22 protein-coding genes are annotated in these 20548 nt (G+C 45.2%); 8 read left to right on the top strand and 14 right to left on the bottom strand.

Annotated elements, in window-relative coordinates; translation table 11 throughout:
* Positions 1-85 precede the first annotated feature (85 nt).
* Positions 86-862, bottom strand: coding sequence for a Crp/Fnr family transcriptional regulator (locus H595_RS22225; protein ID WP_051219862.1), 777 nt, complete (start codon positions 860-862; stop codon positions 86-88).
* Positions 863-954: 92 nt separating this feature from the next.
* Entirely contained in the window at positions 955-1266 is a 312-nt protein-coding gene (locus H595_RS0111965) for a BON domain-containing protein (RefSeq protein WP_027671433.1), read from the bottom strand.
* 189 nt (positions 1267-1455) lie between these two features.
* Here H595_RS0111965 and H595_RS24125 point away from each other — a divergent pair, with 189 nt between their 5' ends.
* Positions 1456-1602 carry a lmo0937 family membrane protein gene (locus H595_RS24125; protein ID WP_156885976.1) on the top strand — a complete coding sequence of 49 codons (147 nt, stop codon included), beginning with the start codon at positions 1456-1458 and terminating at the stop codon, positions 1600-1602.
* Positions 1603-1619: 17 nt separating this feature from the next.
* Here H595_RS24125 and H595_RS0111955 read toward each other — a convergent pair whose 3' ends face one another.
* Together H595_RS0111955 and H595_RS0111950 are read right to left on the bottom strand one after the other, a co-directional pair.
* Entirely contained in the window at positions 1620-1868 is a 249-nt protein-coding gene (locus H595_RS0111955; RefSeq protein ID WP_027671432.1) for a GNAT family N-acetyltransferase, read from the bottom strand.
* Entirely contained in the window at positions 1865-2131 is a 267-nt protein-coding gene (locus H595_RS0111950; protein ID WP_027671431.1) for a hypothetical protein, read from the bottom strand. The genes H595_RS0111955 and H595_RS0111950 overlap by 4 nt, the downstream gene beginning before the upstream one ends.
* 149 nt (positions 2132-2280) lie before the next feature.
* Here H595_RS0111950 and H595_RS0111945 point away from each other — a divergent pair, with 149 nt between their 5' ends.
* Positions 2281-3522: an NRAMP family divalent metal transporter gene (locus tag H595_RS0111945; RefSeq protein ID WP_027671430.1), complete on the top strand. Its 1242-nt coding sequence runs from the start codon at positions 2281-2283 to the stop codon at positions 3520-3522.
* 3 nt (positions 3523-3525) lie between these two features.
* Here H595_RS0111945 and H595_RS0111940 read toward each other — a convergent pair whose 3' ends face one another.
* The 4 genes from H595_RS0111940 to H595_RS0111925 form a co-directional block, all read right to left on the bottom strand.
* Positions 3526-4920, bottom strand: coding sequence for a hypothetical protein (locus H595_RS0111940; RefSeq protein WP_027671429.1), 1395 nt, complete (start codon positions 4918-4920; stop codon positions 3526-3528).
* Between the two features lie 120 nt (positions 4921-5040).
* Positions 5041-5817 carry a type 2 periplasmic-binding domain-containing protein gene (locus H595_RS0111935; RefSeq protein ID WP_084153585.1) on the bottom strand — a complete coding sequence of 259 codons (777 nt, stop codon included), beginning with the start codon at positions 5815-5817 and terminating at the stop codon, positions 5041-5043.
* Between the two features lie 75 nt (positions 5818-5892).
* Positions 5893-6384, bottom strand: coding sequence for an acetolactate synthase small subunit (ilvN, locus tag H595_RS0111930; RefSeq protein ID WP_027671427.1), 492 nt, complete (start codon positions 6382-6384; stop codon positions 5893-5895).
* A 1-nt stretch (position 6385) separates the two neighbouring features.
* Positions 6386-8143, bottom strand: coding sequence for an acetolactate synthase 3 large subunit (locus tag H595_RS0111925; protein ID WP_027671426.1), 1758 nt, complete (start codon positions 8141-8143; stop codon positions 6386-6388).
* A 338-nt stretch (positions 8144-8481) separates the two neighbouring features.
* Between H595_RS0111925 and H595_RS0111920 the strand changes: the two genes are divergently transcribed.
* The gene (locus H595_RS0111920; protein WP_027671425.1) at positions 8482-9327 is read left to right on the top strand and encodes a co-chaperone YbbN; all 846 of its coding nucleotides are present in this window, start codon (positions 8482-8484) and stop codon (positions 9325-9327) included.
* Positions 9328-9331: 4 nt separating this feature from the next.
* On the opposite strand, the gene H595_RS0111915 is transcribed toward H595_RS0111920, so the two are convergent.
* Both H595_RS0111915 and H595_RS22220 read right to left on the bottom strand, forming a co-directional pair.
* Positions 9332-9718 carry a response regulator gene (locus H595_RS0111915; RefSeq protein ID WP_027671424.1) on the bottom strand — a complete coding sequence of 129 codons (387 nt, stop codon included), beginning with the start codon at positions 9716-9718 and terminating at the stop codon, positions 9332-9334.
* Positions 9711-11576: a sensor histidine kinase gene (locus H595_RS22220; RefSeq protein ID WP_051219861.1), complete on the bottom strand. Its 1866-nt coding sequence runs from the start codon at positions 11574-11576 to the stop codon at positions 9711-9713. The genes H595_RS0111915 and H595_RS22220 overlap by 8 nt, the downstream gene beginning before the upstream one ends.
* Positions 11577-11650: 74 nt before the next feature.
* Between H595_RS22220 and H595_RS0111905 the strand changes: the two genes are divergently transcribed.
* Complete coding sequence (locus H595_RS0111905) at positions 11651-12838, top strand: methyltransferase (protein ID WP_027671423.1); 1188 nt, start codon at positions 11651-11653, stop codon at positions 12836-12838.
* Here the strand turns inward: H595_RS0111905 and H595_RS0111900 are convergent.
* From H595_RS0111900 to speA, 4 genes are all read right to left on the bottom strand, one after another.
* Positions 12835-14049, bottom strand: coding sequence for a mechanosensitive ion channel family protein (locus H595_RS0111900; RefSeq protein WP_027671422.1), 1215 nt, complete (start codon positions 14047-14049; stop codon positions 12835-12837). The two genes, H595_RS0111905 and H595_RS0111900, sit on opposite strands and share 4 nt — an antisense overlap.
* Positions 14043-14972 (bottom strand): acyltransferase, encoded by a 930-nt coding sequence (locus tag H595_RS0111895; protein WP_027671421.1) that lies wholly within the window; start codon positions 14970-14972, stop codon positions 14043-14045. The genes H595_RS0111900 and H595_RS0111895 overlap by 7 nt, the downstream gene beginning before the upstream one ends.
* Complete coding sequence (locus H595_RS0111890) at positions 14972-15865, bottom strand: acyltransferase (RefSeq protein WP_027671420.1); 894 nt, start codon at positions 15863-15865, stop codon at positions 14972-14974. Before H595_RS0111890 ends, H595_RS0111895 begins: the two co-directional genes overlap by 1 nt.
* Before the next feature lie 101 nt (positions 15866-15966).
* Positions 15967-17853, bottom strand: a complete 1887-nt coding sequence (gene speA, locus H595_RS0111885) for a biosynthetic arginine decarboxylase (RefSeq protein ID WP_027671419.1) — start codon at positions 17851-17853, stop codon at positions 15967-15969.
* Between the two features lie 135 nt (positions 17854-17988).
* Between speA and speE the strand changes: the two genes are divergently transcribed.
* The 4 genes from speE to H595_RS0111865 form a co-directional block, all read left to right on the top strand.
* Positions 17989-18846: a polyamine aminopropyltransferase gene (speE, locus tag H595_RS0111880; protein WP_027671418.1), complete on the top strand. Its 858-nt coding sequence runs from the start codon at positions 17989-17991 to the stop codon at positions 18844-18846.
* A gap of 91 nt (positions 18847-18937) precedes the next feature.
* A complete protein-coding gene (locus H595_RS0111875) occupies positions 18938-19387 on the top strand; it encodes a DUF4124 domain-containing protein (RefSeq protein ID WP_027671417.1) in 450 nt (149 codons plus the stop codon).
* Positions 19388-19523: 136 nt separating this feature from the next.
* Positions 19524-20258: a TonB-dependent receptor plug domain-containing protein gene (locus tag H595_RS0111870; RefSeq protein ID WP_027671416.1), complete on the top strand. Its 735-nt coding sequence runs from the start codon at positions 19524-19526 to the stop codon at positions 20256-20258.
* 39 nt (positions 20259-20297) lie between these two features.
* Positions 20298-20548, top strand: a 251-nt coding sequence (locus tag H595_RS0111865) for a transposase (RefSeq protein WP_027671415.1), incomplete at its 3' end; no start/stop codon positions are given.

Genomic DNA, 20548 nt, shown 5'->3' with positions numbered 1-20548 from the left:
GCTTAGCGCTGGCTTAATGCGCTGTCGGTGCGTTGTCGTACATAGTTAACGCGAGGGCAAAATACTTAAAGAAAACCTGCCAGTGCTAATTGGTTACTGGCGCTTTGGGCGGGGCGGGTTTGTTATTGCAGGCCGGTAGCAGGCGGTCTGTTTCGGCTTTTACAACGGCATAGCATTCGCAGCTAAGCGCTTCCAGTTTTTCCCGGTTGGTAACGGTAATATGGCCACGACTGTAGTCAATTACGCCTTGCTTATGCAGGCGACCTGCCGCTTCGGTAACGCCTTCGCGGCGCACACCAAGCATGTTCGCGATCAGCTCTTGTGTCATCACCAGATGGTTGCCTTTTAACCTGTCTAATGACAGCAATAACCAGCGGCACAGTTGCTGCTCAATACTGTGATGGCGGTTACATACTGCCGTCTGTGCCATCTGGGTAATTAATGCCTGCGAGTAACGCAACATTAAATGCAGCAGTTCACCGTGACGATTAAACTCGTCTTTCATACGCTGGCCCAACAAGCGATAAGCAAAACCTGCGCTTTGCACCAGTGCGCGGCTGGTAGTACTTTCGCCGCCCATAAACAAGGCTACGCCAATTAAGCCGTCATAGCCGACCACTGAAATTTCTGCCGAGGAACCGTTTTCCATCACATACAGCAAGGATACGATGCAGTCGGTAGGAAAATACTCATAGCGCAATACATCACCCGATTCATACAATACCTTGCCCAGCGGCATGGGAACTAATTCCAAATGCGGCAATAAGCGTTGTTGAACTTCAACAGATAGAGCGTTAAGCAATTGATTGTCCGTTGGCTTGTGTTTTACAGCAGCGTGATGCTTTAATGCTGTTTGTAGCATAACCTTTCCTTGTTAGTGTGGCTCATGCGTAAAAGTATAGTTGAACAAACTGTTAACTCTGTGCGTTAGCGCACATAAAACAGAAACAGATATTATTTAACCCGCATGGCATTTTTTACTGCCGTTACCCCTGCAACATCACCAGCGACGCGCACCGCGGTATTAATGTCTTCTGCTGAATTAACGAAGCCACTTAACTGCACCACGCCTTTAAAGGTTTCGACATTAATTTCACTTACTTTGAGCGAGGCGGTATTTAAAATAGCCGCTTTAACTTTGGTAGTGATTACCGTGTCGTCGATATATTCGCCAGTGCCTTCGCGGGTACTGGTGGCACCACAGCCTAGCAGTGTCAGGCTGAACAAACTGAGAAAGAATAACGCATATATATTTCGGGTTGTCATTAGCGGATGCTCATTGGTAAAAAACAGTAAGCATATCGGCATAATCGCAGTAGCTCTGTGCGCCATCGCACGTTCAACATTATTTGTGTTGTGAAGCGGTTTTGCTGCTGTTGTGTTGTGCAGCGCACATACAACGTTAACGCCGCACTGCATAGTTAAGCTTCATATGCCGTTAACAGGTAGAACTTTATGTTAGAAACCATCATTGTACTGCTGATTATTTTGTGGGCGCTGGGTCTGGTGTCGTCGTACACCATGGGTGGCTTTATTCATCTACTGCTGGTGCTTGCTCTGGTAGTGGTCGCCGTTCGTCTGATCCGTGGCCGCAGGATATGACCATATAATTATCCGGCTTAGCGCAGAAACTTTTGTACGTACCAGCAGCTGGCGTGTATCTGGTACTGCTGTGTCTTGGCCCAATTTAAACCATGGCGTACCAGCTGTTCTGCCAGGCCTTTACCGCGAAAGGCCGGTGGCACAAAGGTATGATGAAAATCAATGTTGTTACCGTGTAGTGTATAGTCCAGTAGGGCTTCGGCACTATCCAGTTGCAGCACAAAACGCTGCTGTGCCGTTTGATGCTGCACTTCAGGCGTGGTCATGCCTCATCACCCAGCCAGGGCGTTTCTGGCAGTTGGGCTAAATGACTCGCATAACGCTCCAAATTAAAACTTTGTTGATGCTCAATAACGTCAATCATCTCCGGCGCTAAGGCACAGGCAATCAATTCAATTGCCTCGTCGCGGCTATGGCCAGTCATGCGAAGTCGTAGCAGGGTTTCAGTAACTTGCTTAGGGTAGCTATCGGCCAGTTGGTTTTCTATAACTTCAAATAACATTGCCTGATCGAGCAGCTCTTCGCTCATGTTTACCTCGGTAATGTGGTGCAATATCGCCAGTATGGAAGAATTCCCCGTGCTTGCCAATCGGTAGAAGAAAAAAGCCACGACTAATAGTAATTAGTGATGGCTTTGGCTAAGCTGGGAAACAGAAATAATCATACAGAACAATAACGATGCAACAATATACTCGCGGCTGGCGGGGCCGCTTACACGCTTTAGGCCCAGGTGTGCTGATGGCTACAGCGGCTATTGGTGGCTCGCATTTGGTGGCGTCAACTCAGGCTGGCGCGCTGTTTGGCTGGCAGCTGGCGTGGCTAATTTTGTTGGTCAATATTCTGAAGTATCCATTTTTCCGCTTTGGTGTTGAATATACCCTCACGCGCAAAGAAAGCCTGCTAATGGGGTATCAGCGTAAGGGGCGAGGCTATTTTTACAGCTTTTTAGTGCTGAATATCATTGCAGCGGTAGTCAATACCGCAGGCGTGTTACTGCTTACGGCGAGTTTGTTGCAGTATGCCTTACCGGGCAATATTTCACTGATGTTGTTGTGTTGGTCAATACTGGCAGCGTGTTTGCTTATTCTGCTGCTGGGGCACTACAAGGCATTGGATAATGTCGCTAAACTGATTATGGTTTTGCTGACAATCACCACGGTTATCGCCGTTGTTATTGCCTGGCAAAACGGCGTGCAGGCACCGGCTGACTATGTTGGCCCTTCGCCCTGGACGCTGGCCGGTTTGGGCTTTTTGGTGGCGTTGATGGGCTGGATGCCAGCGCCGATAGAAATATCGGCTATTAGTTCATTATGGCTAAAAGCCAAACAGCGACATACTCACATAACCCGTGCTCAGGGCTTATTCGATTTTAATCTCGGTTATTGGCTTACCGCCGCCTTAGCGTTGGTGTTTTTGTCTTTGGGTGCTTTAGTGCAATACGGTAGTGAACAACCCATAGCGTTGGCTGGCAGTGCGTTTGCCCAGCAACTGATGCAAATGTACGCCAGTACTATTGGCGCTTGGTCTGAACCGCTAGTCGCCCTAATCGCTTTTTTATGTATGTTTGGTACCACCATAACGGTGTTGGATGGTTATGCCAGAACGTTACACGCGTCATTTGAGCAACTGGGCTGGATTAAACACAAAGCAGCATTAAATTTTTGGCTATTAGCGCAAGCCGGTTGTGGTATGGCGCTTATTTTGTTTTTTAAAGCTGCGCTGGCACCCATGCTAACCTTTGCGATGACGCTGGCGTTTTTAACCACGCCAGTGTTTGCCTGGCTTAATTACAGCCTGATGCGTGGCGATGGCGCCATAGTGCTAAACTGGCGGCTTAAACTGCTCAGCTGGGTTGGCTTAGCGTACTTATCGGGTTTTGCGCTGTTGTTTTTGGTTTATACGCTGTTTTTGTCAGCATAGCGCTTAAAACCATTTCACTATAAAGCTGTCGATTTTGTCGTTATCAGTAAAAGTCGCGTTTATTTCAAGCATGTCATGATAAACAACAAGTCTACCGTTAGTTTCAAAAGCATCAGGATGTTGGGTAATAAATTGCTGCCTGGTTGTCGGTAATGAAAACAGTGCCAGCAATTGCTGTAGTTGAGTTAAGCGGGAATTTTGTGTAAGAAGTGAAAACTGCACTTCGCTAAGCCCTGTTTCAGCATAAACCGCAGCGAGTTCAGGCCGATACAGCTGTAATCGTTTTTGCTCTTTAGTGGTGCTGTAGTTTGTTGCCGGTAAATTATTCAGCATTTGTTCCCAGTTGGCTTTTTGCAACGGTGCCATGGCCGGTTGTGTAGCTTCAGTGCTAATGTCTTTTAGTGTCGGTAATTGTAATGCAGGTAATGGTGGTAATTCAGCATGCTCAAGGCTGATGTCGGTCAATTTTATCTGTTGCTGGGAAGATTCAATATCCAGATACTCGCTAAATATTAGTCGAATAATAGCTTGCTGTTGCTGTAAAAAATATTCTGTGGCCGTTAGCTGGCTTAACGCTGTGGTGTAATGCGCCTTAAGTTCAGGTAATAGGCTGCGCTTGCTAAAAAGATTATCTAGTTGCCAGTCCGCTAATTTCGGATGGCGGTCAGCTAGCAGTTGACTGGTGAGGTCATAGGTAAAGTTTTCAGACGTATGCTTGGCCTGTACCAACTGATTATTTGCAAAAGTTAACCAGAGTTGATTGCCATAGGCCAGCATAAAATAATCGTCTTCATACTGGAAAAAGCTCTCGGCTGGTCCAAAAATGTCTTCGAGTTGTTGGCGGCTGCTACCAAGGGTTGCACCATGAAAGCCGGTATTTAAACTGATAGAGGCATCGTCGATCTCAGCTTGTTGCTTTGACGTGGCGGAAATAGTGGTATTGATAACCATCTTTATTGTGGTGTCATTTTCTGCGTTTCTATCAACCTGCCGCATGCCTTTGGTATCGAATGGCGTGGCTATAAATGGCTTAGAGTTGTCTTCGGTGCATAGCGAAATAACGTCTGCTCCAAGGCGGTAAATAATCTCTGTTTCTGCTTTTTCGTTGCTGAAAAATATTCTGTCTTTGGATAACTGCCCAATAACTTTAGTCAAAATGATGGCATCACCCTTACCTGACGCTTGTTGTTGAAGCTGTAACAAAGCGTCTTGCAGCACGTCAGCGCTTTTGCTGTTCGCATCTTGCTGGCTGCTGCCCGCTCTACTGACGGTTGTAATATGTTGTTTAACGCTATAATCACAACGTGGATAAACATCAAGTATTGGCACCAGTGCAGCAGCCGGGAAGGTTGCAGTGAACAGCGAAAGATAAATACTAAATACACTATTTAGCGTCATGATTGTTTCTTATATATTGCAGGCTATAAATTTACGTTAACATGTGGTTGTATTTAAGCCAACAGGGAATTTGCGTTTCCAGAATTGTGCAGTGGACAACAATGATCAATTTAGATCGTATTAGTTGGCGGGGATAAACGATTTATCCAAATTATATTGATTGATAACCTCAAACCACGCAGCATCTTTTTGCATTATTGCCACGATAAGGTTGAGTTCCTTGCCGAGTTTTTTATCACTGGTACTATACATTAAACGTCGTTTAACGTGCTCATGGGGCTGCTTGGCAATAAAGTAGCTATTCTCGTCTTCGCCATGACTAAATTTGTAGCGCAATGTAGATAAACTGGTGATGGTGAAATCGCCGCGGCCAAGTCTTAACATGTCTAGTACATTATCTTCTTGCAATGTATCTACCCGGGTTAATACGCCTTGCTGCTCCGCTGCTTCTAACATGACGTAACGATAACCTTGCACACCAATGAATGTTTTCCCCTTTAGGCTTTCTAAATCATCATTTGTCACCGGGTTGGTTTTTAAGGAAATAAACACATCGTCTTCTTGCAGAATCGCGGGAGTAAAACTGACTTTGTCAGCAAATTGTTTAAACCAAACTGGCTGAACACCTATAACGACATGGGGAAAAGGACGTTGCAGTATGGCATTGATTCTTTTACGCGGCATAAACTCGGTTTTAAAAAAATAACTCTCACTATGTTGGTTCATATAATTCGCCAGGTCGAAATAGAGACCTTTTTGCTCACCAAGGTCGACGATGTAAGGTGCTTTCAAATGGTAGGTTAGCAGCAGCACTTCTTGCTTCTGTTGTGCTACAGACGTAAAGCTGAAAAACAGCATGAGGGGAGAGAGTAATAGGTAGATTAATGCTGAGTGCATTGGCTTGTCCGTAAGTCGAGCTTACGAACAGCATAGCGTAGGCTGGCAGCGCAAGCCAGCCCGCACTATTTACGGTTACAATGTTAAGGTTTTTTCACCGCGGGCAATACCCGAAGCGCCGCTGCGAACGACTTCAAGAATGGGCGTTGCTCCCAGTGCTTGTATAAACGCATCCAGTTTATCGCTGGTGCCTACCAATTGAATGGTGTAGGTGACAGGGGTTACATCGATAATTTGGCCACGGAAAATATCAGCACAGCGTTTTACTTCTTCGCGTTGGCTCGCGCTGGCTTTTACCTTGACCAGCATGAGCTCACGCTCTATGTGCGCCGCTTCGCTGATATCCGATACTTTGACGACTTCAATCAGCTTATGCAGTTGCTTGCTAATTTGTTCGATGACCTGATCATTGCCATGGGTAACTAACGTCAACCGGGATAATGTGGGGTCATCTGTGGGGGCAACATTAAGTGAATCAATGTTGTAGCCGCGCTGAGCAAATAAGCCAACTAAACGTGCTAAAGCGCCAGATTCGTTTTCCAGCAGAACAGAAATAATATGCCGCATGTTAAGTCCTCTCTGTTTTGCTTAAGAACATGTCATTCATCGCGCCGCCAGGCACCTGCATCGGGTAAACGTGCTCTTTCGGGTCGATATGAATATCTAAAAACACCAGTTGGTCTTTTAATGCAAAGGCGCGTTCCAGCGCAGGTTGCAGCTCTTCCGGTGTGGTAACACGAATGCCAACATGGCCATAGGCTTCTGCCAGTTTGACAAAGTCGGGCAGGGAGTCCATGTAGGAACTGGCATAGCGGGATTCATAGTTCATATCCTGCCATTGTTTAACCATGCCCAGATAACCGTTGTTAAGATTGATGATCTTTACACCTAAGCCGTATTGCTTACAGGTAGACAGCTCCTGAATATTCATTTGAATAGAGCCTTCGCCGGTCACACAAACCACGTCGGCATCGGGGTAATTCAGTTTTACGCCCATTGCGGCAGGCAAACCAAAACCCATGGTGCCTAAACCACCTGAGTTGATCCAGCGGTTGGGTTTGTTAAATGGATAATATTGTGCGGCAAACATTTGGTGCTGGCCAACATCGCTGCAAACATAGGCTTCGCCATTGGTAATTTTGCTAACTTGCTCAATAACATATTGTGGTTTTAGTAGAGGTGCTGTTGTGTCATAGCGACCGCCATGTACCGTGCGCCACTGCTCAATTTGTTGCCACCATTGTGCTAATGCCGCGCTATCCAGTTTTTTCTTTTTCTGTTTAAGTATCGCCAGCATGTCGCGCAACACCGGTTGCACCAGACCAACAATCGGAATATGCGCATTCACGGTTTTACTGATACTGGCCGGGTCGATATCGATATGGATAATGGTGGCATCCGGGCAGAATTTTTTCGTGTTATTGGTTACGCGATCATCAAAGCGGGCACCCACCGCGATAATAACATCGGCATGGTGCATGGTTTGGTTCGCTTCGTAGCTACCGTGCATACCCAACATGCCAATAAACTGCTTATCACCGGCAGGGTAAGCACCTAATCCCATTAACGTATTGGTTACCGGCAGGTTTAGTAGCTGTGCCAGTTCGGTTAACTCAGTAGACGCACCGCCCATAATGACACCGCCACCGGCATATAAAATAGGCTTTTTCGCTGTCAATAATGCGCTTACAGCTTTTTTAATCTGGCCGGCATGGCCCTGCTGTTTTGGCTGATAAGAGCGCAAGCTAATGTCTTTGGGATAATGATAGGCATATGCCTGATTTGGCATAGTCATATCTTTTGGGATGTCCAGCACCACCGGGCCAGGACGACCGGTTTGAGCGATATGAAATGCTTTTTTAATTAAGTACGGAATGTCTTCCGGCCGGCGCACGGACATATTGTGCTTACAAATGGGCCGCGAGATGCCAAGCATGTCAGTTTCCTGAAACGCATCACCACCAATTAAATGGCTCATTACCTGGCCGGTTAACACCACCATAGGAATAGAGTCCATGTAGGCCGTAGCGATGCCGGTAACCGCATTGGTTGCGCCCGGGCCTGACGTGACTAATACTACGCCGGCTTTGCCGCTTGCGCGGGCGTAAGCATCCGCCATATGGGTGGCGGCTTGTTCGTGGCGAACCAGTACGTGTTTCACTTTATTCTGCTGAAATAAAGCATCGTAGATGTGTAATACGGCTCCGCCCGGATAGCCATACAGGTACTCGACACCCTCGTCGGCAAGGGCCCGAATTACCATGGCGGCACCGGACAACATTTCTGTTGGATTGGTTAAGTCGGTTGACTTAGTCTGGCTGGTCATTATTCCATCTCATAGTTTGCTGTGGCAAAGAAAACACCATACGGCTTTACAGGTAAAGTCGTAATGGATGTACCTTAAAACCACGTGGGTGGCTTTATATTGTTTGCTACGTGAACTGGTTAAACAGAGTAAGCTGTTAAACTCAAACTATGGCGCTATGGTTATTTGCTGCTGTGCAGTCATTTTTTGTGCGCCAGGTTAATTTACGTGATAGCGCAGCAGATGTCGATGCTTTTTTGGCGCTTAGTTCAGGTTTTACAAGGCTTGCAAAGACGTTACAGTGCCCACATAGTATTGTTAATTCTTTTGTTTTGGTTCATACAGGATTTTTCTTTCTTATGTCACAACCTATTGTTGATGTCTCAGTGAATAATGCCCGTGAGGTATTAGATGCCTCCATGGATAAATTGGTTTTGTTTCAGTTCTGGTCTGCACGTAGTGAGGGCTGTAAACAGCTTAGCCCTATACTTGAGCGTATTGTGCAGCAATACCCGCAACAATTATTGTTAGCCAGAGTTGACTGCGACAATGAACCTGATTTGGCGATGCAGTTTGGTGTGCAGTCGTTGCCAACGGTAATGATGATTAAGCAAGGCAGACCGGTTGATGGTTTTGCTGGCGTGGAAACGGAACAGGCCATTCGTGAAAAGTTAGCTGCGTACTTACCTAAACCGGAAGACGATTTACTGGCACAGGCAGAAGCCCTGTTAGCTACAGCAGATTACGCCGGCGCTTACCCGCTGTTAAAAGATGCTTTGACGTTAGCGCCACAGCGCACAGAAATAAAGCTTTGGCTGGCAGATACTGCGGTAAATTTAGGCCAGTTACCCCAGGCTGAAAGCTTATTGGCAGAAATTAAACTGGCCGATCAGGATGCATTGTATAAGTCAGTATTGGCTAAAATAGCATTGGCAAAAGAGGCGGCTGACACGCCGGAAATTAAGGCGCTGGAAGCCAGGTTAACTGCTGAACCTGACAATGCCGAGCTTAAAGAGAAACTGGCGGTGCAATATCAAGCCGTGCAGCGCAGTGAAGATGCGCTGGCAGTACTGTTTAGCATACTGCAACACGATCTTAACTTTGGCAGTAGCAAAAAATTGTATCTGGACATCTTAGCAGCTTTACCTAAGGGCGATGCGGTTGCTTCATTGTATCGGCGAAAATTGTACAGCCTGTTGTACTAAGACACTAACGCTGAAAATCTGTCCAGATTTGGCGGATCTGGTCAGATAGCGTCATTGGGTCGAATGGTTTTACTACTACGTCAGCGCCGCCGAGTTTTTTGTAAGACGCAACTTCGTTACTCTGTACTTTTGCTGTCATAAATACGACAGGAACTTTGGCCAAATCATACTTTTGCTGTAAATGTTGCAGTGTGGTTGGTCCGTCCATGCCTGGCATCATTACGTCTAACAAAATAAGCTGTGGCGCAACGTTGGGATAGTCCTCCAGCGCCTGCTGGCCACAACTGCAGGTATGCACAGTAAAACCGCCCACAGCTTCCAGCGCAATTTTAGCGACCTGTTGAATGGAAGGATCATCTTCCACATGCATTATACGTTGTAGGTCAGTCATAAAAAGCCTCAGATTGTTGTGCTGTCTCGATAGCTACGGGCAGACGAATATAAAACTCTGCGCCATGATTTAATGAAGATTCAAAGCCAATATCACCATTCATTCTGGTTATCAGTTGCTTGCTTATGGCGAGGCCAAGTCCGGTACCACCTTTAATTTTACTGTCTGAGCTGTCCGCTTGAGAGAACTGACTGAAAATAAGCGGTTTAAAATTGTCATTGATACCAATGCCATGATCTATCACCTTTACTGTTACCTTGTCGCTGTCGTGCTCAATGACAATATCAACTTCAGCATTTGGTGGAGAAAATTTAGCCGCGTTGGACAGTAAATTAGTCATCACTTGCTGCAAACGTAAACTGTCTACATTTACCCAAATATCATCTATTTTATCGCTTAAGTTATAGTGTACTTTAAACTGCTCAGCATAGTTTTTATTGTCCAACACTGACTTTTGCAGAATCGGCAATAACGGTTGGGTTTGCATATCAAACTGCATTTTGCCTGCGACGAGTTTATCCATGTCCAGTAGGTCATTGATCAGAATTTGTAATTTCTGCACATTCGCCATGGCCATACCGACCATTTCTGCGGCCTTTTCAGGTAAAACACCAAGAACCTTACCATGCAGCAGTCCGATGGCCCCAGCAATAGAGGTTAAGGGGGTGCGTAGTTCATGACTGACTGAAGAGACAAATTCATCTTTTAACTTTTCAATTTGTTTACGTTCAGTAATATCCGTTATAAAGCCATGCCAAAGAATACTGCTGTCTGGCTGTTTTTCAGGAACAGCCCTGCCTGCAACCCAGGCAACTTCACCATCCGGGTATTTTATCCGGTATTCAATTATCCACTTTGATAGCCGTTTTGCTGACTCAGAAATCGTACTTTTAACGAGTAAGACATCATCAGGATGAGTTAGGTCAAATACTGCTGAGGCGTCATTTAATACTTGCTCCGGCGTGAGATGATATATCTCTTTTATGCCATCGCTGCTATAAGGAAAGCTTGCTTTACCGTCAGGGGTTAGTTTGAACTGATATACCATACCAGGTAATTGGGCTGACACTTTTTTCAGTCGTTGCGCGACTTCTACTTGTGCATCCAAATAGCGACGACGCTCTAACACGCTGCCGATCCAGCGCGCTAAAAGGCTGATAAATTCGATTTCAAGTTGGCTAAACGGACGTTGCCTGGCTTCTGTAGATGAAAAGTTAACCGTACCATAAGGGCTGCCTTCTACTAACACTTGCACGCCAATATAGCTTTCTAACTTAAAATTGTTGTAACAAGGATGGCTGGCGTATTCGCTAGCGTGCATATGGTCAATGGCGATAACCTGCTTTGACTGCATAGTGATGCTGCAGTAAGTTTCGCCCAGGTCAAAATTAGCACCGTCTTGCAAGCTGTTATCTACGGTGTACTGCACAATAACCTGATAATTATTTTTTTCAATATTGCTGAGAATAGCTATCGGTAATTGCAGATAATCAGACGCTACATGCAGCGCGTCGCGCATTTGCTGGTGCCAATCTGGCGAAAAGCTGGCTGCAATATTATTAAGGATACTCAATGCATGTTGATGTTGTTTACTTTCAGCGGCTTGTTGCTGTTGCTTTGCCTCTTGTTCATAGCGCAAACGCGACATAAGTTGGCGTGTAACGCGCTGCATATCTGATAACAGCAAGAGTAACAGCAGTTCACTGACGAGATAAGCCACAGCCCATTTTTGTATGGCCGCCATGGTTTGCATTTGTTGATAATCAACCCACCCCAGATAAGAAAATAATGCCAATAGCAGAATGCTTCCTGCCCAGCTAATAAAATTGCTGTTACTGCTGACTCGTTGAATTATCATAGTAGCCTTTATATATTCGAACAGCTTCACTATAAAGCACAAGGTTGGCGCTGGCAAAAGGGTGATGGTATTTTATGGCGTTAAGCATTACGGATCACTTTCAACAACTCACGGCGTTGCTAAGTAATAACCGGGCTTTTTGGCAAATATTGCCATTTAATTGTGCTGAATTACCGTGGCAGCACAACGAGCTTAATGCCTACTTATGGTCGCTTAATGACACTGAAATCGCACGTCTTGATACTGATCCTAATGTACTGCAACAAGCTTTTTCCGCGTTTTTCCCTGCTGCGTTTGAGTTAACCAAGCTGCCGTCTCAGCCGATGCAGCAAGATGTTGCTGCGCTGCCATTTTGGTTAGCCAACGGAATTGGCGGGCGTAAGTTGCAACAAATTGACGCGTTATGTCAGCATTGGACTCCCAGTGCATTGCCAATTATTGAGTGGTGTGCGGGAAAAGGGCACTTGGGGCGTATATTAGCGCATCGTTTTACTCAACCGGTAACGAGTGTTGAATGGCAACGTGCACTTTGTGACGCGGGAGAGAAGTTGGCTGAAAAATATCAATTGCCGCAACGGTTTGTTTGTGATGATGTATTAACCCAGCCGCTGACTGCTATTTTGCAGGCAGAACAGCAAATTGTCGCATTGCACGCCTGTGGTCAATTACATATTACGCTTTTAGAGCAGATGGTGCAGGCGCAGTGCCGTCAATTGCACTTGGTGCCATGCTGCTATCACCTCATCCCCAATAGCCATTATCGACCGCTGTCTAGTCTAGCTCAGCAAGAGGATTTAACCTTATCCAAAGAAGATTTAAAACTTGCCGTGCAGGGCCAGGTTACAGCAGGAGACCGTATAGAAAAACTGCGCGCAACCGAAGTGCTTTGGCGGTTGGTCTACGATGAGTTACGTGCAGAGGTTACCAACGACAAGCAATATCGGCCATTGTCTTCGGTAGCCAAACATTGGTTTACACACGAGTTAAGCGATTTTGTTAGTTGGGCGGCAGCACAACACAGCATCAATCTACCGGATAACATTGACTGGGCCTGTTACATGGCGCGTGCTGAAAAGCGCGCGGCATTGGTAAAGCGTATTGATTTAATCCGGCATATTTTTCGCCGCCCACTGGAGCTATGGCTATCGCTGGATAAAGCGTTGTTTTTACAGCAGCAAGGTTATTGTGTGAGCCTAACTGAGTTTTGTGATTATCAGGTTACACCGCGCAACATTCTGCTGCGCGCTTATAAAGCCATCTAGCCACGAAGCGGAAGTTCCTGGCGGGAGCCAATCCGCTGGAACGCGGCTAAATCAAAAACTGGCAAAATGGCAAATAATCTATCAAAAATATCTGCCTGAATAGCTTCGTAATTCAACCAGTTCTTGTCGGCACTAAAACAATATATTTCGATGGGCAAGCCCACTTCGGTCGGTTGCAGTTGACGTACCATCAAGGTCATATTCTGATTGATATCAGGGTGCTGGCGTAACGTATCCCGCACATAGTATCGCAACAAGGCAATATTGGTTACATCGTCAGATGCCAATAGGTTTATCACATCGGGCTGCTCAAAGAAGGTTTGTAATCGGCTGCGCTGTTTTAACTGTTCTAACTCATCGCCTTTGATAAAACGGATAGTATTAATATCAATATTAATAGCGCGTTTTATTCTGCGCCCGCCAGATTGTTGCATGCCACGCCAGTTCTTGAAGGAGTCTGATATCAGGGCATAAGTGGGAATTGTGGTAATGGTATTATCCCAGTTTCTGACTTTTACGGTGGTCAGCGCAATTTCGATGACACTACCATCAGCACCATATTTCGGCATTTCGATCCAGTCACCTACATTAACCATATTGTTAACGGCTATCTGAATACTGGCGACAAAACCTAGAATTGCGTCCTTAAATACCAATAATAATACTGCGGTTAACGCCCCCAAACCACTAAGCAGTAATGCTGGCGATTTGCCTAACGTGGTACTGATAATTAAGATACTGAACAAAATAAAGGTCAGTAACTTTAGTAACTGTGAAATACCCTGATAAGGGATAGTTGGGTTAGTAACTAAATGAGCATAGCTTTTGCCAATTAAGGAGATGGCAGCGGCAATGGCCATACCGATAAAAAGATAGAGATACAGCAGTACCACAATAGCTAAAACGGAACTCAGATGTTCGTAATGGCTAAATAACAGAGGTGACAACGCTTGCAGCACTAAAGCTGGCAGTAAATGCGCCACTCGGCTAGCAAGCTTGCCACGCTCAAGAGCTGTTTCAGTGGTTAACCGGCCATCTAGTTTATCCAGCACCCGTGCTAATATCGGCCTTAAAAAACCTCTGGCAAGATAAAAACATAGCGCTACGATAACAGTTGCAATCACAATGTTGCAGCCAAGAATAAAGGCTTCTAACCAGGGTTCAGGCCAGCGAACCGCCTGTGCTAGTTGCATCAATACATCATTTAGCATGGTAATTGCTCCGTAGTTTCAGCCAGGCAGTTGGTCTGATGGTACTGATAGATCAGCTGCTCCTTATGCTGCCAACGCTGGTTTAACCACTGCTGAAAACCTTGCCTAAATTGCTCATCATTGAAATAGTCACCGATAATATGTTGGTCAATCGGCAAGGTTTCTACCTGCACCACCACGCGTTTAAGTTTGCCCATAAGCATATCCAACGCAGCGTGTTGTGGGTTATCGGGGTATAAAACGGTAAAATCTAAAATAGCGTTAAATTGTTCTCCCATACTAGCCAATGTAAAGGCAATACCACCGGCCTTGGGTGGCAACAAAAACTGAAACGGGCTTTGTTTTTGTTGTTTTTTAGTGTCGGTAAAGCGAGTGCCTTCAACAAAGTTGATAATCGTTGTCGGTACGGTTTTGAACTTTTGGCAAGACTTGCGTGTTGTTTCGATATCTTTGCCTTTTAGCTCAGGCCGTTTTGCTAGTTGTGCAGCGCTGTAGCGTTTCATAAAAGGCATATCAAGTGCCCAGCAGCCCGTGCCCAGAAATGGCAACCACTTCAACTGATCTTTTAAGAAGAATTTCGGTTCTGGAATGCGACGATGTGCAACAGTGCTAACAACTGGAATATCAAGCCAGCTTCTGTGGTTAGATATCAGTAAATACCAACTATGCTGCTCTAATGTTTGCGCACCACTGATTTGCCAATCAACTTGGTTGAACAGGTTAATGATCGCCGTATTGCCGATAGTCCAGCCACGATAGCAGCCTTTACCGGCCAAAGCCGTTATGCGATGGACAGGTTTAAATGGCAGAAGGAGTTTAATAATACCCAGTGGTGTAACTAACAGCCCCCACAATGCCAGATTCAAACTAAACAACGCAAAACTGAAGGGTAACAACAACCAGCCCGGTAAGAAATGTAACATTACTGCTTAACTCCCTGTTTTAGCTTACTCAGCTGGCTGTCTTTGTGTTGCCAAAGTTGGTTTATCCACTGCTGAAAGCGCTCACGGTATTGTATGTCGTTGTAATCGCCCAGTAACTCAGGTGTAATTGGGATGATATTAATTTGCACTGTTATATCACGAACTTTACCGGAAATGTAATCCCAAAAATTGGGAATACCCGTTGGGTAATGAATCGTTATATCAAGAATTTTGTGCAGTTGTTCGCCCATAGCACCTAATACAAAGGCAGCTCCACCAGCCTTAGGTTTGAGTAAATGCGAATACGGAGATTGTTGCTGTTGGTGTTTATCAACGGTAAAGCGGGTGCCTTCGACAAAATTCATGATCGTCACAGGTTTAAAGCGGAATTTATCGCAGGCTCTGCGGGTTGTTTCAATGTCTTTGCCCTTTAGGTGCGGGTTACGCTGTAAAAATGCTTTGCTATAACGCTTCATAAAGGGGAAATCCAAAGCCCACCAGCACATACCTAAAAATGGTACGTAAATCAGTTCTTTTTTTAGAAAAAATTTAATAAATGGAATTTTTCGATTAAACACATTCTGTAGTACCAGAATGTCTGCCCAGGACTGATGGTTAGCTAGGATCAGATACCAGTCTTTGCGGGATAGGGCTTCCAGGCCGGATACTTTCCAGCGAATTCGGGTAAACACGCGCGTAGTTAAATTATTTACACTGATCCACGCTACGGCACAGGCATCTAATAAGTAGCTCATCCAGCTTTGCCAGCGTACAACGGGTGGCAGTTTAAGAATGGCTAATAACATGATAGGAATGCACCAAAACAGCGTGTTAACGACATACAACAGTAGTGAAATAACGCCTGTTAGCGGGTGGGGCAAAAAATGTAACATAACAGCACCTGATATCCGTGACCGGTTAATATGTCTTCCGGTAAAAATAATAACAGCAGGCAAGCCTGCTGTTAACACATCTGATCAGTGGCTAGTTTACCTTAATCTTCAAAATAGGTGTAACCATAAACGCCGGCTTTTAGTTCATCCAGCAATTCATCTTTTTTGCTGCTAGCCATATCCAATCTTGCTAACTGTTTGCTGTAAGATGCAATTAGTTTATTGGCGTCAAACTGCACATAACGCAGAACATCAGCAACGGTGTCACCTTTAATGATGTTTGTTAGCTTGTAACTGCCATCATCCGTTAACTCAACGTGCACAGAGTCTGTATCGCCAAACAGGTTATGCAAGTCGCCTAAGATTTCCTGATAGGCGCCAACCATAAACATACCTAGCAGGTACTGCTCGTCTTCTTTATACAACGGCAGCGGCAAACTTGTTTCAATACCGTTACCATCCGCATAGCTTTTCAACTGACCGTCAGAGTCACAGGTGATGTCTTGAATAATGGCGCGGTGATTAAGTGGCTCATTCATTCGCTCTAGTGGCATTACCGGGAACAGCTGATCGATACCCCAGGCATCTGGCATTGACTGGAACAAAGAGAAGTTAACAAACAACTTGTCGGCCAGTTTCTCGTTTAGCTCATCGTGAATGGAACGATGTGAACGAGCGGATAAATCCAGATTCGCTTTTACCTTATTAATAGTGGCAAAGTAAATTTGCTCCAGCAACGACCAGTCTTTTAATGTCAGCAAACCGTGGACATACTGCGCATGTGCATCTGTAAAATAGTGTACAGCGTCATGATACGCTTCGATCGCAGTACGCGGCGTTACGTTTTGATATGCTTCCCACAAACCTAAAATTACCGTGGGCGAGTCTTCGCTGGGTTCTGGCAGGTTAACCAAGCCAGGAGCCCGTTCAATATCGATAGCATCGGTAACCAATACCGCATGATGCGCTGTCATTGCGCGGCCTGACTCGGTAATGATATTAGGGTGCGGTAAGTCGTACTCATCACACACTTCTTTTAAGCCGTTTACTACATTGCGGGCATATTCCATCATGGTGTAGTTCATGGAGCAGGCAGAACGTGATTTTGACCCTTCGTAGTCAACACCCAAGCCACCCCCTACATCAACGGTGGTGATAGGCACACCCAAGGTACGCAATTCAGCATAATGGCGTGCGCATTCGCGAATAGCATTATGAATGTCACGTATGTTGGCAATTTGCGAGCCGATGTGAAAATGTACTAACTGCAGTAAATCTAGCTTGCCGGCGTCACGCAGAACGTCGATGGCTTGTAATACCTGGGTGGCAGTTAAACCAAACTTACCTTTCTCACCGCCGGTATTTTGCCATTTACCTTTACCTACCGAGTTTAACCGGATACGGATACCAATGCGTGGCGCCGCGTTCAGGTTATCAATCTCGCGTAACAGGGTTTTTAATTCTGATAGTTTCTCGACGACGACATAGACGGTATGGCCCATCATTTGGCCAATAGTCGCCAGACGCAAAAACTCACTGTCTTTATAACCGTTGCAGACAATTTGCAGAGGTTGATCCGTCACACCTAAAATTGCCATTAGTTCAGGCTTACTACCGGCTTCCAAACCTACTTTACCACTGTCATGGCTGATTAAGCGCTTTACCACTGAAAACTGCTGGTTTACCTTTATTGGATATACCGCAGTGTACTGGCCTTGATAGTCTTTTTCGGCTTTAGCCTGTTGAAAAGATTTAATCAATGTATCGACCCGATGCTGCAAAATATCAGTAAAGCGCACCAGCACCGGCAGGGTTAAACCTTCGTCTTTAAATCTAGCAGTTAGCTCGGGAAAGCTAATGCCATTCTTACTGTGGTCTTGATCGGGATATGCCACCAGATCGCCATCAGTGTTGACATCAAAGTACCCATCACTCCATACCGCTACGTTGTAGGTAGAGCGTGCTTTTTCAGTGCCCCAGTCGGCCATTGTCGTTCCTTTAAAATTGAGATGTGCATAGTTTAAAGCCAATATGTTAAAGCTGCAGCAAAAAACATGGAAATATTTGTTCTTAGCGGCGTAAAAAGGCAAAATATACGGCTAATTTGTTTTGAGGGTAATACTATGTCTGGCGACAACAATTGGTTCACTGAAATTTTCGCCCCCAGCGGCAGCGCCTTTGGTTTGGCTATCACAAAAAAACTGGATGAAGTGCAGTCGCCTTTTCAGCATATCGAAATGTTTGAAACCACTCATTTTGGTAATTTAATGGTTATCGATGGCGTTATAATGCTTAGCAGCCGCGACAACTTTTTATACCATGAAATGTTGAGCCACCCGGTATTATTTACCCATGCTAATCCAAAAAACGTGGTTATCATCGGCGGCGGTGACTGCGGCACCTTACGTGAAGTATTAAAACACCCAGACGTTGAGACGGTAACTCAAATTGACATTGATGAGCAAGTTACCAGGATGTCTGAAAAATACTTCCCGGAACTATGTGAATCAAATAACGACCCGCGCGCCACATTGAAATTTGATGACGGTATCAAATTTATGCGTGAAGCAGCACCAGAGTCGGTCGACGTTATTATCGTGGACTCAACCGATCCTATCGGCCCGGGTGAAGGGTTGTTTAACCGGGCATTTTATGACAGCTGCCGCAAAGCACTGCGCCATGGCGGTATTTTGGTTCAACAAAGCGAATCACCGTTAATACATATGCCTTTACTAAAAGATATGCGCCAGGCCATGCAGGATGTTGGCTTTGACAGCTTGCAAACATTGCTTTTTCCACAAATGGTGTATCCGTCAGGTTGGTGGACTTGCACTATGGCGCGTAAGGGCGAAACCATAAATGGTTTTCGCGAAGCCGACGCAGCTGCTGCGTCATTCAGTACGGAATACTACAATGTCGCTGTACACCAGGCGGCTTCTGCGTGGCCAAACTTTATAAAGAAAGCATTGCAAAATGGATAAGCGCATAGTAGAAAAGTAAAATAAATAAATCGGTTTACTTGCGATTTTGGTAAGATTTCTGTACATTTGTTGCTCATAAGTGGGGTGTCGAATGAAAAAATTAAGTTACTTATTGGTTTTAGGCGCATTTTCAGCTCAAGCAGCTGTTTATAAGTGCGAAAATAATGGTGTTGTTGAGTTTAGCCAGTTCCCTTGTGCGGATGAAGCTGAACAAGTCGACATGCGCCCGCTCGGCACAGCAATGATTGGCACTCGCGGTGAATTTAAACAGCAAGTTGATGCTGTAAAACGGCAGGGCCGTTTTGTTGAGTTTCAAATTAGCAAACTTGAGCAGGAAAAGCAGGAGCGTTTGGATGAGTTGAAAGCTGACTTATACAAAATGCGCCGCAGTTATCCTAAAGCTGAAGAGCTTGCAGCACTTCAGCAAAAAATTGACAGATTAACTGAGCTGTACGATGAAAAAATCAGCACTGAGCAGGCAACCCTTGCTGGCTTAAAGTCTAAAGTTGTTGGTTTAGAACGTCAGTACGCTAAGAACTAAAACGCTACATTAGTTTAGATCAAAAAAACCTCGCAGTTGCGGGGTTTTTTTATGCTCTACATATACTTATTAGCAATTTATCACAAATAATGCGTGTTGCTTTGATGTTACTTTTTGTAATTTGTGCTAATTATTTATGGCTGCTTATGCAGCCATTGATAAAACAAATAAAAAAAGGATGAATATGAACACCTCACGTAAATACTCTCTTTGTGCGCTAGCGGTAAGCTCTCTATGTTACGGCAACTTAACTTTTGCTCAGCAGGGTGACACAGTCACAGGTGCGCAAAAGTTAGAAAGAATTGAAGTAACCGGTTCTCGTATAAAACGAAATGATTTAGAGGGTGCTGCACCGATCGATGTTATCAGCCGTGATGATATTGCTAAATCTGGTTTTTCCAATTTACAACAGCTGCTGGAACGCACGCCTGTAGCTGGAACCGGCACTTTCTCAACCCGCGGTAATAACCAGGACTCTACTGCAAATGGTGGGGCGGCAATCAGTTTACGTGGCTTCGGTTCTGATGCAACGTTAGTCTTAATTAATGGCCGACGGGTCGCCATCAGCGCTTTTGCGGAAAACATCGCCAATTCTTTTGTTGATATTAACTCCATACCGGTTGCCGCGATCGAACGTATTGAGATATTGAAAGATGGTGCATCAGCGGTTTATGGGTCTGATGCTGTAGCAGGCGTAGTTAACATTATTCTGCGTAAAGATTTTGACGGTGCCGAGTTAAGTGTAAGCCATGGTGGAACGACAGGCCCTACCTATGATGAAACAGCAGCAAGTTTTGTCTGGGGTACACAAACGGATGACACAAGCGTTGAGGCTGTAGAAAAACCTCTTTTCAGCTGTTCGAGTTTGTGATCAAATAGCGTTGTCTGATTAAAAAGTGGACAACGCCTAATGCCTAAATACATCCCTTACGATTACAACCAAAGTGCCATGGTGGTGATTAATTATCTCGACCAACTGCAGCCTGGCACTTTTGAACACGCCATCCATTACCTGATTGATAACAAGCTGGACCTGTCGATATTTCACAGCAAATACCAGAATGAAGATAATGGCCGTCCGGCGTATGACCCCGCTGTGCTGTTAAAGATTATTTTGTTTGCCTACTCCAAGGGCATTACCTCCAGCCGTGAAATCCAGTG

Source organism: Rheinheimera baltica DSM 14885 (assembly GCF_000425345.1).
GTDB lineage: Bacteria > Pseudomonadota > Gammaproteobacteria > Enterobacterales > Alteromonadaceae > Alishewanella > Alishewanella baltica.
The sequence above is the reverse complement of the archived record's forward strand: the minus strand, read 5'-3'. Positions and strand labels throughout refer to the sequence as shown.

Coding starts and splice junctions, on each gene's coding strand:
- H595_RS0111915 (WP_027671424.1), bottom strand. CDS start 9,718: ATGACTGACCTACAACGTATAATGCATGTGGAAGATGATCCTTCCATT.
- ilvN (WP_027671427.1), bottom strand. CDS start 6,384: ATGCGGCATATTATTTCTGTTCTGCTGGAAAACGAATCTGGCGCTTTA.
- H595_RS0111965 (WP_027671433.1), bottom strand. CDS start 1,266: ATGACAACCCGAAATATATATGCGTTATTCTTTCTCAGTTTGTTCAGC.
- H595_RS0111940 (WP_027671429.1), bottom strand. CDS start 4,920: ATGACGCTAAATAGTGTATTTAGTATTTATCTTTCGCTGTTCACTGCA.
- H595_RS0111905 (WP_027671423.1), top strand. CDS start 11,651: ATGGCGTTAAGCATTACGGATCACTTTCAACAACTCACGGCGTTGCTA.
- H595_RS0111935 (WP_084153585.1), bottom strand. CDS start 5,817: ATGCACTCAGCATTAATCTACCTATTACTCTCTCCCCTCATGCTGTTT.
- H595_RS0111900 (WP_027671422.1), bottom strand. CDS start 14,049: ATGCTAAATGATGTATTGATGCAACTAGCACAGGCGGTTCGCTGGCCT.
- H595_RS0111875 (WP_027671417.1), top strand. CDS start 18,938: ATGAAAAAATTAAGTTACTTATTGGTTTTAGGCGCATTTTCAGCTCAA.
- H595_RS0111870 (WP_027671416.1), top strand. CDS start 19,524: ATGGCTGCTTATGCAGCCATTGATAAAACAAATAAAAAAAGGATGAAT.
- H595_RS0111955 (WP_027671432.1), bottom strand. CDS start 1,868: ATGACCACGCCTGAAGTGCAGCATCAAACGGCACAGCAGCGTTTTGTG.
- H595_RS24125 (WP_156885976.1), top strand. CDS start 1,456: ATGTTAGAAACCATCATTGTACTGCTGATTATTTTGTGGGCGCTGGGT.
- H595_RS0111950 (WP_027671431.1), bottom strand. CDS start 2,131: ATGAGCGAAGAGCTGCTCGATCAGGCAATGTTATTTGAAGTTATAGAA.
- H595_RS0111945 (WP_027671430.1), top strand. CDS start 2,281: ATGCAACAATATACTCGCGGCTGGCGGGGCCGCTTACACGCTTTAGGC.
- H595_RS22225 (WP_051219862.1), bottom strand. CDS start 862: ATGCTACAAACAGCATTAAAGCATCACGCTGCTGTAAAACACAAGCCA.
- speA (WP_027671419.1), bottom strand. CDS start 17,853: ATGGCCGACTGGGGCACTGAAAAAGCACGCTCTACCTACAACGTAGCG.
- speE (WP_027671418.1), top strand. CDS start 17,989: ATGTCTGGCGACAACAATTGGTTCACTGAAATTTTCGCCCCCAGCGGC.
- H595_RS0111920 (WP_027671425.1), top strand. CDS start 8,482: ATGTCACAACCTATTGTTGATGTCTCAGTGAATAATGCCCGTGAGGTA.
- H595_RS0111925 (WP_027671426.1), bottom strand. CDS start 8,143: ATGACCAGCCAGACTAAGTCAACCGACTTAACCAATCCAACAGAAATG.
- H595_RS0111895 (WP_027671421.1), bottom strand. CDS start 14,972: ATGTTACATTTCTTACCGGGCTGGTTGTTGTTACCCTTCAGTTTTGCG.
- H595_RS22220 (WP_051219861.1), bottom strand. CDS start 11,576: ATGATAATTCAACGAGTCAGCAGTAACAGCAATTTTATTAGCTGGGCA.
- H595_RS0111890 (WP_027671420.1), bottom strand. CDS start 15,865: ATGTTACATTTTTTGCCCCACCCGCTAACAGGCGTTATTTCACTACTG.